We start from the raw sequence: 20,962 nt of genomic DNA, 5'->3' as shown, positions 1-20,962 counted from the left end.
AAACAAAAAATACCCGAACAGCAATAGGCTAAAATAATCTGTATTCAGTGAAGTTTCCAACCTGTACGGATGTGGAGATGTCCGCTTTTCGCTCTGAGCCGACCTTCTACTTAGTGCATAAGCGACCGTTGACACGGAATAGCAACCACTCCACTAAAAGTAAGTGCTCGGCACTGCAACCAGTACATCCAAGGCGGCAAGACCGAATAGCTCTAGGTTAGTAGTATGGCTAAGCACCTAAACAACATAGTGATGGTGCACTGTATTAACTCAACTCACTCAATTTAAGCCGAGTGACTGATATAGATACCTATGCTGCTGTATATTTTCAGAGCCAAATTCATAGTTCCAAAGGGCTTTACCAACATCAAAATATTCAGATACAGGCATAATTTCAGTGCCATCAATATAGCGTTCAAAAAACACACTGTAATCCAAAGAGTAGCAATCCTTTATTGCAGCAACGATAGTATCGCTGTCATATAGCTTTTCATTACGGGGATAGTTTTGATACAGGAAGCGCATACTTTGATCCAAGCTGCAATTATTGTCAGTCTTACTACGAATATCGTGGTCTAGCAACATAGCTGCGACCCAGCCCCCATGATAAACAAAAAAGTAATTATTAAATTTCGATTTATTATTCTTACCAGCTTCTCTTAGAGAAATTTTGCCTAAACCATTTGCACTATAATAGAATCCGATTGGCTGAGACGCTATCGTGAGAGCATCACGCCCATCAATCATTCCAAGCTTCGTAGCGGCTTTAAAAGCATAAAACTCAGAAAATCCTTCATTAAACCAATGCTCACGACCATCCGAATAACGGAAAGATTCAGCACTCCATAAATGAAATAATTCATGTAACAGCATGGTGCGCCAGTTGTGAACACCAAACATGACAGCGTCAGACCAGGTTAGCATTATCAACTTTGGATCTGCCTCCCCAGAAAGGAAATCTCCATAACGAATCCTAACCGTAATGTCGTTGTAGGTTTCACCATGTAGATCGCGCGGATAACCGCCAAACAATTGTTGATAATATTCAAATCCCGCAACGATGGTTTCAGTAAATGCAGCTTGATTTGCTTCCGACTGCCCATCTGCAAACTCGTAGTGTAGTTTGATATTGCCTACCTCTATTGTCTGTTTAGTGATCTCCTGATTATGTGAATAGCTGTTGGCAGACCAAAGTAATGCGCTGATAAAAAGTAACCGAAAAACATTAAACATAGGGTAACCTTTTCAAGTAGTGTGGTTAAAAGCCAAGAGGCTTTAGCAAAAATGCTTTTTGTACTCACCTGGAGTGCAACTAAAGGTCTTGTTAAATATCCGGATCAGGTTGCGTGAACCTTTGACTCACGAAATGCTCGATTTACTCCGAAAAATAGAGATCTGGTGGTTTGAGAACTTAGACCAGTGACGCCTTAGATCTTGAGATAACCAACATAACGATTCAATCAGCCTATTACCGGGCAGTCGCAGACTCTGAAGTGTTAGCCTCTTCTGCCAGCAGGTTTTGCATTAACGTTCTGCCTAGGAGCACAAACTCCCTACCCCCGCTTGATGTCAAAAGTACGATACCCGTTTGGGAACTAGGTGAGAAAAGATATTCGCACCCATAACCATCAAGATCGCCGCCATGCCACAGAACGGTTTGCGGATACAAACCTAATTCCGGAGTGGCTTCGAACATCCCGTAACCATAATTTAAGCCTTCATACAAACCTGTTGCATAACTTGCTTGTGTTGAAATTAAAGGTGATATTTCTTCGTTTTCAATAAACCTTTGATACATGGTCATCTGTTGCAACATTAATTTTGAAAGGCTGCTGGTTGAAGAGTACAACCCACCATGTGGTGCCAGCAATCCCATGTCCCAGGGTTTAGTTGCTATATTGCGATCGTCTTTTCGGTATGGCGTAACCATAGCTGACTGCTTAGCACGGGGGAGTCTAGCGTAGAAACCACTAACACCCAGGTTGTTCGGCAAATACGCTTCGACGAGCTTTTCATAAGACTTGCCTGTTGTTGTGCTGAGAATGTAGCCAATCACGGCATAATTAAAGTTAGAGTAAGCAAACTTACTGGTGGGTTCAAAATCCAGAGTTGTCGATTTAAATGCCTCCAATAACTGCGACTCAGTGTAACCACCTTCTAAGGGGTCGCCATCCACACGAGTGAGATTGTCAGGGTAGTTAGGAAGGCCTGAACGATGACTAAGCAGAGTATCAAGGGTAATTTTCCGTAACGTTGTTTTATCGATTGATGAAAATAGCCCCGGGAGTAAATCATCAATATTATTGTCCAGCTTTAACTGACCCTCTTCAACTAACGCCAGTGCTAGCATACTGGTGATAACCTTTGACTGAGAACCTATTTGAAACAAGCTCGTTGTAGTTACCGGAGCGTTGGTTTCTCTATTTAGAGTGCCATAGGCTTTTGCAAACTTAAGCTCGCCATTTTTTATTACGGCAACAGAAATAGCTGGTACGTTCTGCTCTTGCATAAATGACGTTATTCCGCTTTCCACAAACTCGTAGTCTCCCCTCGCATGAGCAAGACTCGAAAGAATACCAACCATCAACAAAAATACTTTAACAAAGCCCACGATAAACTCCTGATTTTGAAATTAACTTTTACATTGAGCACTAAAGAAGCAATCCGCAACGAAATCACTCCAGCATGCATAAAATGCTTCAAATAATATGATTTAAAGATGCCTACTTAACAGAAGTGCTTTTTATACTCGCCCGGTGTGCAACCAAAAGCTTTGTTAAATAACCGGATTAGGCTACGTGAATCCTTAACCCCTACTGCCAGACTAACCCGCTGCAAGGAATAACCATCACATAAAAGCAGACTTCTGGCTTTGTCTAACCGCAAGTGCAGCAAATATTGCATTGGTGACATCGCAAACCTGGTTTGGAATACCCGGCGAAACTGACGTTCGCTTAATGCGACTTGTACTGCCATATCAGCGACGGTCAGTGGTTGATCCAGATGCTCAAGAAGCCAATTCTGCAACTGAGTAAAACGCTGTTCTACACTATGTTGTATTTTTAAAGGGCTAGCATATTGTGATTGGTTACCGCTTCGTCGCAAGTACATGACGAACTCTTGTGCTATTGACTGAGCAATAGCAACACCTAAATCCTGCTCTATTACAGCCAGACAAAGGTCTATACCCGCAGTCATACCTCCAGAAGAGTAGAATTTACCGGTCTTCACGTACAGCTCGGTCGGATTGACGCGTACTTTGGGATAACGTTTCTGTAAATCTTCGGCAAAGCGCCAGTGAGTAGCGAGCGTTAAGCCATCCACTAGACCACTATGGGCTAGCAGGTATGCACCAGTGCAAATGGATAGCAGTTTTTGTGCACTTGAACCTTGCTCACGCAGCCACGCCATGAATATCGGATCCGCCGTTAACGCACGAGCACCTGCGCCTCCAGGAATCACCAGATAATCAATGGCCGGGCAATCTTCCAGTGTGAATTCGGCACACAGTTGCAAACCATTCTCGGCTTTTAAATTACTTTTGCTTTGTGACAAAGTGAACATGCGGTAACAGGGCTGTCGCCCTGCTGCGATTAGAGTTTGATTGGCCTGACCAAAACAATCCAAGGCACCTGAAAGATCAATCGCCTGAATATCTGGATAAATTACAATCCCAACTGCAATCATCATGGTCTCTAGTTAGCGAGGATTTGTGAACTTTAACACAAACATCAATGTCCAGAATGACATTAAACTCACACTTTCGGCCATTGTGCTTCTGGAACTGACTCTGAAATTACAGTTACTGAACCAATAGTTTAAGTAGTTGCTCTTTGCGAGCTACATAAACCTCATAGTCATCATATCCTTCTGAATCGCCACTAGTTTACCGGACACTCAGTAACCGTTTTTGGGGTGGACCGAGAATCATCGACGATGTCGGCTCTGAGCGAAGAGCAGACATTGGACTTTTTGACCTCACAAGGTAATCTAGCTTGCAAGGAAGCTGACCTTGCACGGTCGGCATAATACACTGTTAAGTTTACAAGGTCGTTTCGTTGAAATTATCGGACATAAAAGAAATCCTGAGTTTGGATTGGACTACCAATAAAGCGATTGGAGCAATTTTTGTGCTAGTTGCGAGTATGCTTTCGGTGTCTCTCCCCATAGCTATTGAACTACCAATTTTAACTAAATTTATGATTTTATTGGTTTTCTATAGTGCCGTATATTTTGTCTTAGCAAAAGTTGTGCTAATCATGTGTCGCTGCACATTACGAGCATCTAATTATTGCCATCGTATTTTTTCATCGATTAAAGCCGTTGAATGCCTATCCGACGACGAAGCCATTATTCTTAATAAATGTATTGATGAGAATGGCGTTTATCGGAACCATCATGAGGTTAAAAAAATAATCTCAAAGTGTGTTGGGGTCAGGAAACATGATGTTAATTCGAAGGTTTTACTTCTGAATTGGTTTGCTACTGCTTTCGTTAAGTTAAAATTTAAGAAGTTAAAAAATCAACAAAAATTAGGTGTGGTACAAAATTTCAACGGAAACATTGCTAAGTATCTTGCAGTGTTTTTTAATCGGGATGTTGACTCATTAAAGAATCAACATGGTCTGATACCATACGAGGTAACAGAGTATTACGAAGACTTATCTCGTTACGGGCTTGTTACGATTACTAAAAGCAAGTCATCTAGCGTTTATGCACTAGATAAAGGTTTATCAAAACAACTTTCCGCGAAATATTTCGAAGCAGAAAAAGGTGTTGCTCCTATTGAACTGAAAGATTCCGAAGTTCAGTATCATGCTTATACAACAGGAGGTGGTCTTGTATCGGGCAATACAACGTAACAAGCGCCTTAAACGTCGCGGCCTTTGGCCACCGGATTGGCAACAATTTGCTCGCCGTTTAGACGAGCGTAAACGTCCGCAATTGGCACAAAGCAGAATTAACTAGCAACTCAAATGGCATCGGCAAGTCGCTCATAGCTAACTAAGCGCAAATAACTGGCTAGTGATAAATTTCAGCGCTGCTCTACCTTAGGCTTCCCATAAATCCAATCTAAACCTTGAATTAAGGTAGTCGGAAATGCGGTAGCATGCTTTGCATCCTCGATAATATTGAACTTGAGCGTGACAGATTCACCGGCTTCGGTAACAATTTTGTCCTTCAGTTTGGTGGCTCCTGCAACCATATCCTGCTTTTCTCCAAACTGTGGACGTTCAAGGCTTCCAACTGATATATAGACTTTAACGGGGCTGCGTGATTCATTCGGTTTTAAGCTCAACAAATGATGGTTGTTGAACCAAATTGACGGACTACCAAGCACATAACTACTAAACATAGTTGGGTGTTTAAACAGTATATAAGCACCTAACAACCCGCCCAACGAGTTTCCCACGTAGGTGCGCTCAGTTGCGCTTACTCGATAATTAGCCGCCATATATGGAAAAACCACTTCTCGTATGAAAAGCGCGTGCCCCTCAGCATTGCCAGTTGGCAACTTCCAATCATCTGCACGGCTTGGGGTGTAGTCACGAATACGGCTCGATGCGCCTTTCGACTCTTTGGAGTATGACAAGCTGACAATAAAGGCTTCCTCCATTGCTCCACTATTCATCGGAAATCTTGTGGCACCAGAGGCTATTTGAAAGCTATACATACCATCGGTCAGGTAAATAACGGGGTAGACCTTATCAGTACTAGACCTATATGAGCGCGGCGTCTTAATGAAGACTGGATAGACGAGTTTACTCGCGGGGTCAGTTAACTCAACTGTCTTGCTTCTGGGGATTTCTACGGCGTCATTGGCGAAGGTTACTGGGCAGAAGATGAATAGGATGAGCACCCAAACTAACTTCATTATTGATTTCCTATCAGCTTGAGCAAGACGCTCAGAATGGTTAACGTACTTAACCAGTTTTCACTTTGACATTCAATAGTTTTAAATGGAGGGCTCTATGGCAAAAACAGCTTCGGAAAAGCATAGTTACTTTTTGGCCATTGTGTTCACGCTTTTGGGCATACTTGGCATAGTAGACTATGTATATATGGATTCATTCCACACCGATGACTTGCTGAAAGGGATCGGCTTTTTGCTCATGGTACCTTTGGCCTATTTTTACCCCAGTGCGTATAGCTTCAAGAAAGCATCTACTAGCACTCGTGCAGCGCTCTGGTCCGAATACCTTTCTTACGTCGGGATTACGCTTGTCATTGCGGGATTCATATTACGGTGGCTGTAATTCCTAACAGATCATTCAAGCGGATCAGGCAAGCCGCTTGGACTCAATTCGACCTTTACCCGGATGCATTTGTTGAATTGTCATGGAGCTTGAAGAAGGTCGGCCTCTACTGCTGCTAGCAACAGTGAGTGCCTGTACCAAACTAATTATTCTTTACCTTTTTCGTTGGGCCAGAACCAGCTTATCAGCTGAAAGAAAGCGCCAGACTGCGTGAAAGGCTATTAGCGATAAAAAAGCCCGCTAAAAAGCGGGCTCGAGATTCATGTCATTGAGGCATCTCACCTGACGTGAACGTCAGGCTACCGATACTCTTCAATGCTCGGGCATGAGCACATCAGGTTACGGTCACCAAATACGTCGTCAATGCGGTTAACGGTTGGCCAGAACTTGTCGTAACCAACGGCTTCAACCGGGTAGGTTGCCGTTTTGCGATCGTAGGGGCGGTCCCACTCTGCATCGGTAATGTCAGCCAATGTATGCGGTGCATTTACCAATGGGTTGTTGTCTTTTGGCCATTCACCTGCTGCTACTTTCTCGGCTTCGGCTTTAATGCTGACCAGGGCTTCAATAAAGCGGTCCAGCTCAGCTTTAGACTCAGACTCTGTCGGCTCCACCATAATGGTGCCCGCTACCGGGAAGCTCATAGTAGGTGAGTGGAAGCCGTAGTCCTGCAGGCGCTTAGCTACATCAATTTCAGCAATGCCGGCGGCGTCTTTCATTGGGCGCAAGTCGATAATGCACTCATGCGCGACACGGTTGTTGCGGCCGCGATACAGAATTTTGAAATGCTTACTGAGCTTCTCAGCTAAGTAATTGGCGTTCAAAATAGCGGTTTCTGAAGCTTCACGTAAGCCGCGTCCGCCCATCATGGCAATGTACATCCAGGAAATGGTCAGAATGCTGGCACTACCAAACTGAGCAGCAGATACCGCGCCGTTGCCTGCTTTAGGGCCGTCGATATTCACAATGGAGTGGTTTGGCAGGAACTCAGCCAGGTGCTGCTTCACACCAATAGGACCCATGCCAGGGCCACCGCCACCGTGCGGAATACAGAAGGTTTTGTGCAGGTTCAGGTGCGATACGTCCGAGCCAATGTAACCCGGTGAGGTTACACCCACCTGCGCGTTCATGTTGGCGCCGTCCATGTAAACCTGACCGCCGTAGTTGTGAACCAGGTCACAAATGTCTTTAATGCCTTCTTCGTAAACACCGTGCGTTGACGGATAAGTCACCATAATGCACGACAGGTTTTCGCCCGCTTCTTCTGCTTTGGCTTTTAAGTCGTCCATATCCACGTTGCCGTTCTTGTCACAGTCAACCACCACCACTTTCATGTTCATCATCTGAGCTGAAGCCGGGTTGGTACCGTGGGCAGAACTTGGGATAAGGCAAATGTTGCGGTGCCCGTCGCCGCGGCTTTCATGGTACTTCTGAATAGCTAACAGACCGGCGTATTCGCCCTGCGCACCGGAGTTCGGCTGCATCGACATGTCGTCGTAACCGGTTACGTCAATTAACCATTCAGACAAGGTTTCAACCAACTCGTAATAACCCTGCGCCTGCTCTGCCGGGCAGAACGGGTGCAACTGACCAAACTCAGGCCAGGTGACCGGAATCATCTCGGCAGTGGCGTTCAGCTTCATGGTGCACGAGCCCAGAGAAATCATCGAATGGTTCAGCGCTAAGTCTTTGTTTTCCAGCTTTTTGATATAACGCAGCATTTCGGTTTCTGAGTGGTATTCATTAAATACCGGATGCTGTAAATACTGAGAAGTACGCACTAAATCAGCAGGAATAGATTCCACGTCACCGCCAGCTACACGGCTGTCCAGTACGTCGATATCTAAACCGTGGTTGTCGCCAAACAGCGCGGCAAATAAGCTTTCAACGTCGTCACGCGTTTTGGCTTCATCCAGGCTAATACCAAATACGCCTTCGCCGTCAACGCGTAGGTTAAGACCCAGCGCTTTACTGCGCGCCAGTACGTCTGCGCCGTTTTCTTTCATTTCAAAGGTTAAGGTATCAAACCAGTGGCTGTTCACCAGCTTCACGCCTTTGTCCTGCATACCTAAGGCGACAATGTCGGTTAAACGGTGAATGCGATTGGCAATGCGGCGCAAGCCTTCAGGACCATGGTACACAGCGTAAAACGACGCCATGTTCGCCAGCAGCACCTGCGCGGTACAAATGTTCGAGTTCGCTTTTTCGCGGCGTATGTGCTGCTCACGCGTCTGCATGGCCATACGCAATGCAGGGCGTCCACGAGAGTCTTTAGAAACCCCAATAATACGGCCAGGCAAGGAACGCTTAAATTTGTCACGAGTAGCAAAGAACGCAGCGTGAGGACCACCATAGCCCATTGGCACACCAAAGCGCTGCGCGTTACCGAACACCATGTCGGCGCCCATTTCGCCCGGTGATTTCACCATTAACAGGCTCATTAAGTCAGAAGCAACGGCGACAATGGCCTTTTTCTCCTGCAACTCACCAATTAACTGTTCAATGTTGTGCAACTGGCCTTGTTTGTCCGGGTACTGCAACAACGCACCAAACACGTCGTGATCAGAGGCTTCACGCGCCGGTCCGACAATGATGTCGAAACCAAAGTATTCCGCACGGGTTTTCACCACGTCAATGGTTTGCGCGTAAACGTTGTCGGCAATGAAAAACGCGTTGGATTTTTTGTTTTTAGAAACGCGCTTCGCCATGGCCATAGCTTCGGCGGCGGCAGTGGCTTCGTCCAGCAATGAGGCGCTGGCTAAATCCAGTCCGGTTAAGTCCATGGTCATTTGCTGGAAGTTAAGCAGTGCTTCTAAACGACCCTGAGCAATTTCTGGCTGATACGGCGTGTACGCTGTATACCAGCCCGGGTTTTCCAGCACGTTACGCAAAATAACGTTCGGCACAACGGTGTCGTAGTAGCCCATACCAATGTACGAGGTACAAATTTGGTTCTTTTTCGCGATGTCTTTAAGACGAGCCAGAGCTTCGCGTTCGGTTTGCGGCTCCCCGGTTTGCAGGAACGGTTCACGAAGAATCGTACCAGGCACAGTGTCTTTGGTTAATGCTTCTAAAGAATCTACACCCAGCTCAGCCAGCATGGCTTTTTGCTCATCAGCGCTTGGGCCAATATGGCGGCTAATGAATTCATCGTGGTGCTCTAATTGCGTCAGGGTAGTACTGCTCATTTAACTCAGCCTCGTACATTTATCGGAAATTTATCGAAAACTTATCGGATACAAAAAACAATGAACCCCGGCTAAATTCCGGGGCTCAGGACGCTCTGTGTCATTGGTGCGGTGCGCCAATGGCCTCAGTCTTCGTCGATTGAAGCCTCGTAAGTATTGGCGTCCAGCAAATTATCCAGCTCGCCGCTGTCCTCTGCTTTTATACGGAATAACCAGCCGTCACCATAAGGGTCGTTGTTAACGGTTTCAGGGGCGTCTTCCAGGTCTTCGTTAACCGCAACGACTTCACCGGTCATTGGCGCGTAGATGTCTGATGCCGCTTTGACTGATTCAGCAACCGCAATATCGTCGCCTGTTGCCACTTTGTCACCCACGTCTGGTAACTCAACAAACACCATATCGCCAAGAAGCTCCTGCGCATGCTCAGAGATACCTACGGTAAAAGTGCCGTCGCCTTCATCGCGAACCCATTCGTGGGTTGACGCGTATTTCAGATCTGCTGGAATATTGCTCATATTGCTTTCCTTCTACCCGGTTAGCCCGGAATGTATTGAATCTTGTTCGATTATAAAACAGATTGACCGTTTCTGACGAAACCTGGTTTCACTACCTGTACCGTCACGTTCTTCTTACGTAATTCTACTTCGGCTGTATCACCCACACTAGCAGGCACACGCGCCATCGCAACAGAAAAACCAAGCGTCGGAGAAAACGAACCTGACGTAATAATGCCTTCGCCACCCTCAACCAGTACTTTCTGGCCGTGACGTAGAACACCTTTGTCTTTCATAACCAGACCAACCAGCTTGTCGTGGCCTTCGGCTTTTTTCTGTTCCAGTGCTTTGCGACCCATAAAGTCACGTTCCGCCGGGTCAAAAGCTACGCTCCAGCCCATATTGGCTTCCAGCGGCGTGATTTCTTCATCCATGTCCTGGCCATACAAATTCATGCCGGCTTCCAGACGAAGCGTATCACGGGCGCCTAAACCACAAGGGGCCACACCGGCTTCCAGCAGTTGATTCCAAAGGGTTTCGATTTGCCCCGCCGGAACCACAATTTCATAGCCTTTTTCGCCAGTATACCCGGTCGTTGCGATGAAATAATCATCTACGTTTTTGCCTAAAAACGGCTTCATGCCGTCAATTTCAGCAAACTGCTCTGCGGACAGCACTTGTTGCATTTTCTCAGCGGCTTCAGGTCCCTGAACGGCAACCATTGCCATGTCATCACGTTCTTTTACGCTGACATCAAAGTCTGCGGCCACTTTTTCAATCCAGCCCAGATCTTTGTCACGAGTGGCAGAGTTTACGACTAAACGGTAAGCAGTTTCAGAGAAGAAATACACGATAAGGTCATCAATAACACCGCCGTTTTCATTCAACATGCTGGTGTATTGTGCTTTACCCGGGGTTTTCAATTTGGCAACGTCGTTAGCCAGCAAATAACGCAAGAAGTTCTGCGCTTCAGCGCCTTCAACGTCCACAATGGTCATATGCGACACATCAAAAACACCACAATGCTCACGTACTGCTTTGTGCTCTTCAATTTGCGAGCCATAGTTCAACGGCATATCCCAGCCGTGAAAGTCGACCATCTTCGCTTCAGCGCGTAAATGTGCGTCGTACAAAGGCGTTTTGCTGCCCATAAATCATCCCCAAATTGGCTCTGTTTAATGGGCGCAGATTATAGGCTCTGCGGTGGGTCAATTACAAGTTCAATAACCGAGTGCTTTTTGTACAAATTTGCGTTTAACCGGTGCTATAGCCGCCGGCAAGGCAAAAGCAGCTGCTCTGATCAGTTTCAGCGCCGGATTGCTTGAACCGAAACCGCATTTAAAGGCTTCCATGGCGCTTATCATAACCAATGAGTCGGCTTTGCGTTCACGCTGATAAGCGGCAAACAAACGTTGTCCGGTTAAACCCTCGTCTAATAGCCTTAACCAGGTGTCTACGTCGGCAAAGCCCAGGTTGGCACCCTGACCGGCTAGTGGGTGAATACTGTGTGCGGCGTCTCCCATTAAAACCGTACTGCCTGCGTACCACTGCCGCGCGTATTGCATGCGCAGCGGAAAAGCGGCTACCTCGGAATCCAGCTGGCAGTGTCCCAGTACATTGTCACTGGCAATTTGCACGCGCCAGGCAAACTTTTCCGGGTTATCTGCTAATGCCATGAGCTCGGCAGCGACTTCTGTGTCGGCTGACCAGACAATGGAGCACAAATGCGAGTCATAAGTTGGTAATAAGGCTAGTGGCCCGCTGGGTAAAAACACCTGACGGGCAACGCCCTGATGGGGTTGTTCAGTGCGAATATTAGCAACAATGCCCTGCTGCTCGTAATCCCAGAAGGTTATAGGTAAGTCGGCCAGTTGCCGAACCCGGGAACGCGCGCCATCGGCGCCGAATAGCATACCGGCGTCAATTTCGTAATCGTTCGTCATCAGCCGAACCGGATCATTCGGGTGCTCTTGTTGCTCGCTGACCGGCGTTCTCAGCTGCCATTTTTCAGCTTCAATTATGTGCACGCCGGCTTCTTCTGCAACCTGCCAAAGAAAATGCTCCACTACCGCATTTTCAGCTATGGCGCCAATATCCTGCTGGTTCACTTCTTTCGCGTCAAAATGAATAGTTGCGGCGTTGTCTTTGTCCCATACGTGCATGGCCTGGTACGGACCCGTTCTGAAACCTTCTACTTTTGACCAGACATCCAAACCTTTCAGTAAGCTGCGGCTGCGGTGACTTAAGGCACTGACTCGCAAAGCTGGCTGCTGTGGTAATTCGGGTTGTTTGTGACGCTCAATAACAGCCACTTGCTGACCACGACGCGCCAGCCCACAAGCCAACGCCAGGCCTATCATGCCGCCGCCAATGATCACACTGTCGACTTTTAACCGTTTCATACCTGCATTCCCATGGTTAAACGCGCAAACGCTGATTTCAGTGGCGTACAATGCTGCAGTAACATCAACGCGCTGTTACGCCCGATAACGGTTGGCAGGTATTGATTCGAAAAGCCACGCACCAACCCATCGGTCAGCTTAATAATGGCCTGGTAATCACGTTCGCGGCTCTGTTCATAACGCTGCAGCGCCTTAAAACTGCCTGGGTCATCGGTTGTTGCCAGTGACTCGCACAGCTCCTCCGTGTCCCGCAGGCCCAGGTTAAAGCCCTGCCCCGCTATGGGGTGCAAGGCATGCGAGGCATTACCAATGATCACGCTGCGATGATGCACCGAACGTTTAGCCCGGCGTAAAATCAGCGGATAAAAGACCCGCTTAGACACACCCGAGAAAATTCCTGCGCGGTAACCAAACGCCTGTTGGCAATGTCGCAGAAATTCTTTTTCTGACCATTGCTCTGCTGCTTCGCGTTGCGCCTCAGTAAAGCTCCAGACCAGAGAGGCCTGTTTGCCTTGCATGGGCAATAACGCAATGGGCCCGGCGTCGGTAAAACGTTCATACGCCCAGCCGTCTAATGGCTGTTCCAAGTCCAGTGTCGCAATACAACCGAACTGGCCGTAATCATACACATCAGATTCTAGCCCTAACTGCTCACGAACACGTGAATTCTGACCGTCGGCACCAATGAGTAACTGAGCCAACAGTTTTTGTCCGTTATCCAGACTTAATTCCACGTGTTTTCGTTGCTGTTGCAGTGACTCTAAACGGACTCCGGACAACCACTCTAAATTGGTCTGTTTTTGACAGTTAAGGTACAAGTTATTAACCAGCCCGGAAGCAGCAACCACCCGTCCTAACGCCTCAACCTGTTCATGTTCCGCATGCAGCTCGGCTGCGCCGGCAAAGCCCCGGTCGGAAATGTGAATATGCTTTATTGGGGTCGTGTCAATGCTGTCGAGTACGCCGAGGCTTTGTAGTCTTTGCGCCGAAGCTGCAGCCAGAGCAATAATGCGTTTATCCGCGGGCGGACCCTCTGCCCGGGGCTCACAGACAACAATGTGCCAGTCGGGCCGTTGTTGCGCCAGCATTAAGCCGGTTAAGGCGCCCACTAAGCCGCCTCCGGCTATTGCGACATCCGCATGGGTTACTGGCTTTTCATCCATGCTTCAATCTCTTCAATGGTCTTTGGTACGTCTGCGGTCATGTTGTCGAAACCCTCCGCCGTCACGACCAGATCGTCTTCAATGCGAATACCAATGCCGCGCCACTTTTCTTCCACTTCGGCGTCTTCCAGAATATAAATACCCGGCTCAACCGTCAGCACCATACCCGCTTTAAAGGAAACAGGTTCTCCGTCGCTGTCGCGGTAACGACCGACATCGTGAACATCCAGACCCAGCCAATGACCCAGTCCGTGAATAAAGTAGGTTTTCCAGCGCTGCTCTTTGAAGTTGTCTTCGGCGTCGCCGGTTAAAATACCAAGCTCGGTGAGACCATCGCTAATGACTCTGGCGGCAGCCTCACTGGCCCGAACCAGATTACTACCGGGTTTGATTTCGGCAAACGCGGCCTGCTGAGCCTCCAGCACTAAATTATAGAGAATGGTCTGTGACTGGCTAAACTTGCCATTTACCGGGAAAGTACGGGTTATGTCAGCCGCGTAACCTTGATATTCGGCTCCCGCGTCCACCAGCAGTAAATCACCGTCACGCAAAACATCTTGATTGTCGGTGTAATGCAGAACACAGGCATTGGCACCGCCACCAATGATAATACCGTAAGCCGGATGCAGTGCACCGTTCATAGCAAACTCATGATGCAACTCTGCCGCCACCTGATACTCGTGTTTGCCCGCTTCGACAAAGCGCATAATGCGGCGGAATGCCCCCGAGCTGATTCGGCCCGCTTCTTTCATCACTGCCACTTCATTGGCTGACTTAATAAGGCGCATGGCTTCCAGTTGAGGTCTCAGATCCGATAGACTCTGCGGCGCCAGCTTTCCGCTTCGTCTGGCTTTCACACTGACTTCATCGCGCGCGTCACTAACCAGCTCAACCAGTACCGAGTCTTCACCCATGGGGTAGAAAACCGATTCGATGCCCTCCAGCACCTCAGGTAAACGTTCCGGCAAAGTGCCGAGATCTTCCGCGCTGTCAACGGCTAAGGCTTCAACAGCATTGGTATAGCCTAAACGCAACCCATGCCAGACTTCATGCTTTGGGTCTTTGTCCTGACAGAATAAAACACTGCGCGGGTTACTGTCGTTGATGAGCAGCAACACGGCGTCAGGTTCATTGAAGCCGGTTAAATAGAAAAAGTCGCTGTTTTGGCGAAAAGGGTATTCGGTATCATTGCTGCGCGTAACTTCACTGTTAGCAGCCACCAGTGCCACCGAGTGTGGCGGCAAAGACTCCAGCAGCTGGTGCCGGCGTTGTTTAAATTCATCCTGAGGAATAACGTCTCTCATCAACGACCTCAACTCCGTCAGTGATTAATGTAAAATTTTGGGTGGCTGATTGGCCGGTTGCTCATTACGGCCCAATTCGGCGTAGCACATCATGGCAGAAATACGCAGGTATTCGACAATTTCGAAGTACGCTCGCTCTTCTTCTTCGTCACCGTCATCGGTAAATTCAACTTTTGCCAACTCGACCATATCTTCAATGGCTTCTTTTAAGTCACCACTTAAGTTGGTCATGTTTTCCTGATTCACACCATAACCCACTAAAAAGGCATTCACCCAGCCCGCCAGTGCGCTTAAGCGGTCAGACAGCGGCGTCGTGTCTTCAGGTAATAACAAACGGTAGCCTAACTCCTCATCACCTAACGAGTGTTCGATTTCTTCAGCCTGCTGCTGCAGCAAGTTCTCTAATTCAACGGGCAAGCCCTGACCGTCGTAGGCCAGGTCTGACATTAAAATCATTAATTCATTGCTTTTGGCATCGCTACCGGTGGCTATTAGCCCGGTTAACATGCCCTGCACTTCTGACGCACTTGGCGTCATATCGTATTGTGCATAAAGCTCAACTAAACGGTCATAATTAAAACGTGTCGACATGAACATTCTGCCTTTGGTTAATCTTGCCTTAATCCTAACACTGGCTTTACATAATCGCTAGCTGACAAACACCGGTGGCTCATGCCATAATGCGGTTATCAACGCTGTTGAGTCAGTTGCAAGGAGTCTTTGAATGACCGCAAAAACTATGGATATAAAATTGCTGGAACGTAACTATAAGGTGGCTTGTCCTGTCGGTCAGGAAAGCGCGTTACAGCAAGCGGCAGATGCACTTAATGAAAGGCTTCAGGAAACCAAGGAACGGACACAACTGACCAATGTCGAACAAATAGCGGTCATGACAGCCCTGAACTTGTGTCACGAATGGATCCGTGATCAAAACGATCAGGCTGCTAAAACGGCTAAACTGGAAGAAAAGATTCAGTTACTTCAGGCCACGATAGAACAAGCGATGAGTGAGCAACGCTCACAACGTAACCGTTAACCTGAAGCAACATTGTAACCCTTTTGCGGTTTCCTGGGGTGTTTGCCAGCAGGCTTATGTCCCTGAGCCGATGCTTGTATTAAAAGGGGATCACTGGCCTGCCATGAGCAAGCCCGGCATGCACCGGGAAGCCTACGGCAGATACCACTTGCTCCCCGCCTTGAACCAATGGGTTCAAGGGCTACAGCCAGCAGCGGCACCTTGGGAAACCACCCTTACTTTTGGCGCTCCGCCTTTTCTTCAGCAACAATGCTTTTGACGTCTTGCAACAGTTGCTGAGCATCGAAAATAATGCCGTCTTTAATGGTGTACTGAATGCCTTCAGTGCGCATTGGCTGGTTATTATCATCCAGTTTGAAGTGCCCCGTGCCATACAACACTTTAAAGTTATCCATGGGGTTTTCATTCACAATGACCATGTCGGCTTTCTTACCAATGGCAACGGAGCCAATATCATCTTCCATATTCAGTGCTTCGGCACCGGCCAGGCTGGCAGCGTGAATCACCTCTAACGCATTCAAACCGGCTTCACGCAGTAACTCCAGCTCGCGAATGTAACCAAAGCCATAAATCTTATAAATGTAGCCAGCATCAGAACCGACCGTAATGCGACCACCATTGGCGTGGTAATCCTTTAAGAAGGCCATCCACTTCTGGTAATTCTTTTTCCACGCAATTTCGTTGTCGGTTGTCCAGTCGAACCAGTACGAACCGTGAGCATAACGGCTCGGTTCAAAGAACTCCCACAACCGCGGCAAGGTGTATTCGTCGTGCCAGATAGCCTGGCGCTCACGCATTAAATCACGCGACGCTTCGTATATGGTTAAGGTGGGGTTGATAGTGAAGTCCAGCTCAATCAGCTCATCACGCACTGAGTTCCATTTCTCTGACCCTGGTTCCGCGGCCTGTTTCCATAAACGGCCCGCTTCTTCAAAGCGATGTTGTTCGTTGTTGTAGTTGTAGTTTGCCGGGTAGTCCTGAACGCGCTGCTCTTCAAACAACGCTTCCGGCAAACCATACCAATGCTCCATTGAGGTTAAGCCCAGGCGCGCTGAGTCGAGCGCGCTCATTGACATCACGTTCAGTTGCGCGTGATGCATCATGGTACCTAAGCCCTGTTTGCCGGCTTCATCCAGCGCCGCTTCCATCACCTTGCGCGAAGCACCGAAGAACTTAATGCCTTTTGCGCCCTCGCCTTTAATATAGCGAACCCACTCGCGCGCCTGCTCACCGTTGTAGATAGGCTCATCCCGGCCTTGCCCAAAACCGACATAAGGTATAATTCGCGGCGACGTAATACGGTTATCAGCCGCCCGCTGTTCATGCCACTGAACCCAGTCCAGACCATTAAAGCTGCCCGGCTCACGAATGGTGGTAATGCCATGCGCCAGCCACAGTTTTAGCACGTACTCCGCCGGAATTCCCTTTGCCGAGCCGCCAATATGCGCATGCATATCAATGAAGCCCGGCAAAATGTATTGTCCGCTGACATCCAGTTCTTTGTCATTCGCGCCCGCTTCAGGACGGCCTTCTGGCTTAATGGGGACACCCGGATTACCCACACTGACAATATTCACGATACGATCATTTTCAATCACAATATCCACAGGACCAAACGGGGGCGCACCTTCGCCGTTAATCAATGTGCCTCCGCGCAAAATCAGGCGCTCGTAAGGACCTTCGCCACGGTCACGTTCCGGCGCTTGAGGTGGTGTCTGCACAGCATGGGCTGCAACCGTAAACGCCATCGCTACCATGGCAAAAGCTATCGTTTTTATTGTTTTCATGGGTTATCCTCGGACAATAATTCAGCGGTTTAGATAAAGCAGACTCTAGCATGACTCGACACGACCTCCGACGCAAGTTACAGCAAATTCGCCGCAATTTAACCGCCGAACAACAGAGTGAAGCAGCATGCCGGGTTGCCGATAAGCTGAAGCAACGTCTGAGCGACTCAGTCCCGCAACAAACCACGGTTGCCGTGTATAAAAGTTTTTCCGGTGAGTTACCCACCTCGGCCATTATTGAAAAACTCTGGGATTTGGGCTTTCATACGGTTTTACCCGTTCTGCACCCTTTCGCTAAAGGCCATTTACTGTTCCTGCGCTATGGCCCGGACACCCCCATGACAACCAATAAGTACGGTATTGCCGAACCCGAACTGAATGCTCAGAATGTGGTGCCATTGTCGGATATTCAGGTGTTGCTGATGCCTCTTGTTGGGTTCGACAATCAAGGCAACCGATTGGGCATGGGCGGTGGCTATTACGACCGGACATTGGCCCAATGGCATAACGGCAATAGACCCAACTTATCGCCCATTGGATTAAGCTATAACGAACAACAGGTGGAACAGATTCCGGTTGAAAGCTGGGATATTCCGCTACCGGAAGTGATTACTCCGGCGAAACACTGGTACTTTTAAAGCAAAAGAAAGATCGATAAAAAACAACAAATTCCTTATACTGAGCTTAAAAAATACTCACGGAGAAACACTCATGTCAGGCAACGCTGATGCACTCAAAAAAGCGGCAGCAGAAGCTGCTATGCAATACATTGAAGACGGCACCGTCGTCGGAGTCGGCACCGGTTCAACGGTCAACTTTTTCATCGACGCCTTAGCCGAGCGTAAGCATGACATTGAAGGGGCCGTTTCAAGCTCTGACGCCTCAACTGAACGCCTGAAAGCTCATGGTATTGAAGTGTTTGAACTGAACTCAGTCGCCGATGTGCCCGTTTATGTGGACGGTGCTGACGAAATTAATGAACACGGCCAGATGATAAAAGGCGGAGGCGGCGCGCTGACCCGTGAGAAAATTATTGCCGCCGTGGCTAAAAAGTTTGTCTGTGTGGCGGATGAAAGCAAGGTCGTTGGCCGTTTAGGTGAGTTTCCTGTGCCCGTTGAAGTGGTTCCTATGGCACGTTCATACGTTGCCCGCGAAATTGTGAAGCTGGGCGGCGACCCGGTCTGGCGTCAGGGCTTTACCACCGACAACGGCAACTGGATCCTCGACGTACATAACTTTGACATCATGGAGCCCATGAAGCTTGAAGCCCAACTGAACAACATTGTCGGCGTAGTAACCAACGGACTGTTTGCTCAGCGGGGTGCAAATATCGCGCTTATTGCCCGTGAAGACGGGGTCCAGACTTTGAAGGTGAGTGGCTGATGCAAACCTCGCTGGCAAAAGACAAAATCAAAGTTTTGTTGCTGGAAGGGGTTCATGACAGCGCCATCCAGCTATTTCGCCACCACGGCTACCACAATCTGGAAATACTGCAGACCTCTCTGAGTGAAGATGAGCTCTGTGAAAAAATTAAGGATGCGCACATTCTTGGCATCCGCTCCCGCAGCCAGCTGAATGAGCGAATTTTTGCCGCTGCGGAAAAACTGATCGCGGTAGGTTGCTTTTGCATCGGCACCAATCAAATTGACTTAGATGCGGCTAAAAAGCACGGTGTGGTTGTCTTCAATGCGCCCTTTTCGAACACCCGCAGTGTTGCCGAACTCGTTTTAGCAGAAGCGATTATGTTGCTGCGAGGTATTCCTGAAAAGAATGCCGTTGCACACGAGGGCGGTTGGCTGAAATCGGCGCAACAGTCTTACGAAGCGCGCGGGAAAATACTGGGCATTGTCGGCTACGGTCACATTGGCAGCCAGTTGAGTGTGTTAGCCGAGCAACTGGGCATGCACATTCGCTACTACGACGTTGAAGACAAGCTGCCCATGGGGAACGCTCAGTCCGTTCCTACTTTAGACGATTTGCTCACACAGGCCGATATTGTCACCCTGCACGTACCGGAAACCGAGCAAACGCAGTGGATGATAGGCCGTCGCCAAATTGAACGCATGAAGCCGGGCAGTCTGCTCATTAACGCCTCACGCGGAACCGTGGTGGATATTGATGCCCTGGCTCAGGCTCTGGCTTCCCGTCAGCTTGCCGGTGCCGCAATTGATGTGTTTCCGGTTGAACCCAAAGGTAATAACGACGAGTTTCTGTCACCTCTGCGCGGCTTAAAGAACTGTCTGCTAACGCCGCATATTGGCGGCTCAACCTTAGAAGCCCAGGAAAACATTGGCGTTGAAGTTGCGGGCAAACTGGTGCGTTATTCCGATAATGGCTCCACCCTGTCTGCGGTCAACTTCCCTGAGGTGAGCTTACCCACACACGCAACTGCCCAGCGTTTGTTGCATATTCATAAAAACCAACCAGGTATGCTAAACGCCATTAACCGCATTATTAGCGACAATGAAATTAACGTGGCGGGTCAGTACTTACAGACCGATGAGAGTGTGGGCTACGTGGTAATGGATATCGACAGCGACAACGGCGCCAACATACTGCAACAACTGAAAGACATTACGGGCACCATTCGTACCCGGCGCTTATTCTAGTCTTTTTTGCCCATAACCGTGCGTTCCATGCTCTCTGGTGAGACATGGCGCACGTCTTTACCTTTCACAAAGAAGATAATGTACTCGGCAATGTTCTGACAACGGTCACCGATGCGCTCTAACGAACGTGCCGACCACAATACATTCATGATTTTTGGAATAGAGCGTGAATCTTCCATCATATAAGTCATTAACTGACGTGTCAGCGCTTCGTATTGACGATCAGCCTGTTCATCCTGCTGGTGAACGTTATAAGCCGATTCCAGGTCCATCCGCGCGAAGGCGTCCAGCACATTGCGCAACATGCTTAATACGTGTTGCCCTAAGTTTTCGAGACTGACTAGCAATTGCTGCTGGTCGTTACTGAAACTTTCCTTAGCAACTTTTGCGATACGCTCTGCTTCGTCACCAATACGCTCTAAATCAGCGATGGTTTTGATAATAGCAATGACTAAACGCAGATCGCTGGCGGTTGGCTGGCGTTTCGCAATAATATGGACGCATTCTTCATCAATCTGAACTTCCAGCTTGTTCACTTTATGGTCGCTGGTCAGGACTTTCTCAGCCAAATCGATGTCACCCTTCTGAATCGCCAGAAGTGAATCCTGCAATTGTTTTTCAACCAATCCGCCCATGCTTAACACACGGTTACGCACAGCTTCCAGTTCGTCATTGAACTTACCGGAAATGTGCTTACCCATATTCATCTTATCCATGACTCG

The 20,962-nt window shown here is 48.4% G+C and carries 19 protein-coding genes and 1 other RNA gene; 7 read left to right on the top strand and 13 right to left on the bottom strand.

The genetic code is table 11. The features are described from left to right. Window positions 1-279: 279 nt before the first annotated feature. The 3 genes from CWI78_RS09525 to CWI78_RS09515 form a co-directional block, all read right to left on the bottom strand. On the bottom strand, window positions 280-1,233 hold the full coding sequence (locus tag CWI78_RS09525) for a M61 metallopeptidase family protein (protein WP_126782538.1): 954 nt from the start codon (window positions 1,231-1,233) through the stop codon (window positions 280-282). 235 nt (window positions 1,234-1,468) lie between these two features. Continuing rightward, window positions 1,469-2,611, bottom strand: coding sequence for a serine hydrolase domain-containing protein (locus CWI78_RS09520; protein ID WP_126782537.1), 1,143 nt, complete (start codon window positions 2,609-2,611; stop codon window positions 1,469-1,471). Window positions 2,612-2,727: 116 nt separating this feature from the next. Further along, a complete protein-coding gene (locus tag CWI78_RS09515) occupies window positions 2,728-3,687 on the bottom strand; it encodes a GlxA family transcriptional regulator (protein ID WP_167468604.1) in 960 nt (319 codons plus the stop codon). Window positions 3,688-4,058: 371 nt separating this feature from the next. Between CWI78_RS09515 and CWI78_RS09510 the strand changes: the two genes are divergently transcribed. Next, window positions 4,059-4,862, top strand: coding sequence for a hypothetical protein (locus CWI78_RS09510; protein WP_126782533.1), 804 nt, complete (start codon window positions 4,059-4,061; stop codon window positions 4,860-4,862). Between the two features lie 173 nt (window positions 4,863-5,035). Here CWI78_RS09510 and CWI78_RS09505 read toward each other — a convergent pair whose 3' ends face one another. Continuing rightward, window positions 5,036-5,875 (bottom strand): alpha/beta hydrolase, encoded by an 840-nt coding sequence (locus CWI78_RS09505; RefSeq protein WP_126782531.1) that lies wholly within the window; start codon window positions 5,873-5,875, stop codon window positions 5,036-5,038. A gap of 97 nt (window positions 5,876-5,972) precedes the next feature. Between CWI78_RS09505 and CWI78_RS09500 the strand changes: the two genes are divergently transcribed. Further along, the gene (locus CWI78_RS09500; RefSeq protein WP_126782530.1) at window positions 5,973-6,257 is read left to right on the top strand and encodes a hypothetical protein; all 285 of its coding nucleotides are present in this window, start codon (window positions 5,973-5,975) and stop codon (window positions 6,255-6,257) included. Window positions 6,258-6,556: 299 nt separating this feature from the next. Here the strand turns inward: CWI78_RS09500 and gcvP are convergent, their stop codons facing one another. The 7 genes from gcvP to CWI78_RS09465 form a co-directional block, all read right to left on the bottom strand. Next, window positions 6,557-9,445 (bottom strand): aminomethyl-transferring glycine dehydrogenase, encoded by a 2,889-nt coding sequence (gene gcvP / locus CWI78_RS09495; RefSeq protein ID WP_126782528.1) that lies wholly within the window; start codon window positions 9,443-9,445, stop codon window positions 6,557-6,559. 125 nt (window positions 9,446-9,570) lie between these two features. Further along, window positions 9,571-9,960, bottom strand: a complete 390-nt coding sequence (gcvH, locus tag CWI78_RS09490; RefSeq protein WP_126782526.1) for a glycine cleavage system protein GcvH — start codon at window positions 9,958-9,960, stop codon at window positions 9,571-9,573. A gap of 50 nt (window positions 9,961-10,010) precedes the next feature. Then, window positions 10,011-11,090 carry a glycine cleavage system aminomethyltransferase GcvT gene (gene gcvT, locus CWI78_RS09485; protein ID WP_126782524.1) on the bottom strand — a complete coding sequence of 360 codons (1,080 nt, stop codon included), beginning with the start codon at window positions 11,088-11,090 and terminating at the stop codon, window positions 10,011-10,013. Window positions 11,091-11,159: 69 nt separating this feature from the next. Beyond that, entirely contained in the window at window positions 11,160-12,341 is a 1,182-nt protein-coding gene (locus CWI78_RS09480) for an FAD-dependent oxidoreductase (RefSeq protein ID WP_126782522.1), read from the bottom strand. Continuing rightward, window positions 12,338-13,504 carry a 2-octaprenyl-6-methoxyphenyl hydroxylase gene (ubiH, locus tag CWI78_RS09475; protein ID WP_126782520.1) on the bottom strand — a complete coding sequence of 389 codons (1,167 nt, stop codon included), beginning with the start codon at window positions 13,502-13,504 and terminating at the stop codon, window positions 12,338-12,340. Before ubiH ends, CWI78_RS09480 begins: the two co-directional genes overlap by 4 nt. Next, window positions 13,486-14,808 carry a Xaa-Pro aminopeptidase gene (gene pepP, locus CWI78_RS09470; protein ID WP_126782518.1) on the bottom strand — a complete coding sequence of 441 codons (1,323 nt, stop codon included), beginning with the start codon at window positions 14,806-14,808 and terminating at the stop codon, window positions 13,486-13,488. Before pepP ends, ubiH begins: the two co-directional genes overlap by 19 nt. Window positions 14,809-14,832: 24 nt before the next feature. Further along, entirely contained in the window at window positions 14,833-15,399 is a 567-nt protein-coding gene (locus CWI78_RS09465; RefSeq protein WP_126782516.1) for a UPF0149 family protein, read from the bottom strand. 133 nt (window positions 15,400-15,532) lie between these two features. Between CWI78_RS09465 and zapA the strand changes: the two genes are divergently transcribed. Further along, window positions 15,533-15,844, top strand: coding sequence for a cell division protein ZapA (gene zapA, locus CWI78_RS09460; protein WP_126782514.1), 312 nt, complete (start codon window positions 15,533-15,535; stop codon window positions 15,842-15,844). A gap of 27 nt (window positions 15,845-15,871) precedes the next feature. Further along, window positions 15,872-16,056: non-coding RNA, 6S RNA (gene ssrS, locus CWI78_RS09455), on the top strand. Between the two features lie 3 nt (window positions 16,057-16,059). Here the strand turns inward: ssrS and CWI78_RS09450 are convergent. Continuing rightward, window positions 16,060-17,631: an amidohydrolase family protein gene (locus tag CWI78_RS09450; protein ID WP_126782512.1), complete on the bottom strand. Its 1,572-nt coding sequence runs from the start codon at window positions 17,629-17,631 to the stop codon at window positions 16,060-16,062. Between the two features lie 50 nt (window positions 17,632-17,681). On the opposite strand from CWI78_RS09450, the gene CWI78_RS09445 reads away from it, so the two are divergent. From CWI78_RS09445 to serA, 3 genes are all read left to right on the top strand, one after another. Further along, complete coding sequence (locus CWI78_RS09445) at window positions 17,682-18,269, top strand: 5-formyltetrahydrofolate cyclo-ligase (RefSeq protein ID WP_126782511.1); 588 nt, start codon at window positions 17,682-17,684, stop codon at window positions 18,267-18,269. Window positions 18,270-18,342: 73 nt separating this feature from the next. Further along, window positions 18,343-19,014 carry a ribose-5-phosphate isomerase RpiA gene (gene rpiA / locus CWI78_RS09440; RefSeq protein ID WP_126782509.1) on the top strand — a complete coding sequence of 224 codons (672 nt, stop codon included), beginning with the start codon at window positions 18,343-18,345 and terminating at the stop codon, window positions 19,012-19,014. Further along, window positions 19,011-20,240, top strand: a complete 1,230-nt coding sequence (gene serA / locus CWI78_RS09435; protein ID WP_167468606.1) for a phosphoglycerate dehydrogenase — start codon at window positions 19,011-19,013, stop codon at window positions 20,238-20,240. Before rpiA ends, serA begins: the two co-directional genes overlap by 4 nt. On the opposite strand, the gene phoU is transcribed toward serA, so the two are convergent. Next, a complete protein-coding gene (phoU, locus tag CWI78_RS09430; protein ID WP_054491232.1) occupies window positions 20,237-20,956 on the bottom strand; it encodes a phosphate signaling complex protein PhoU in 720 nt (239 codons plus the stop codon). The two genes, serA and phoU, sit on opposite strands and share 4 nt — an antisense overlap. Window positions 20,957-20,962: the final 6 nt, after the last annotated feature.

The organism is Idiomarina ramblicola (assembly GCF_003987255.1).
GTDB lineage: Bacteria > Pseudomonadota > Gammaproteobacteria > Enterobacterales > Alteromonadaceae > Idiomarina > Idiomarina ramblicola.
This window is presented reverse-complemented; position numbering and strand designations above follow the sequence as displayed.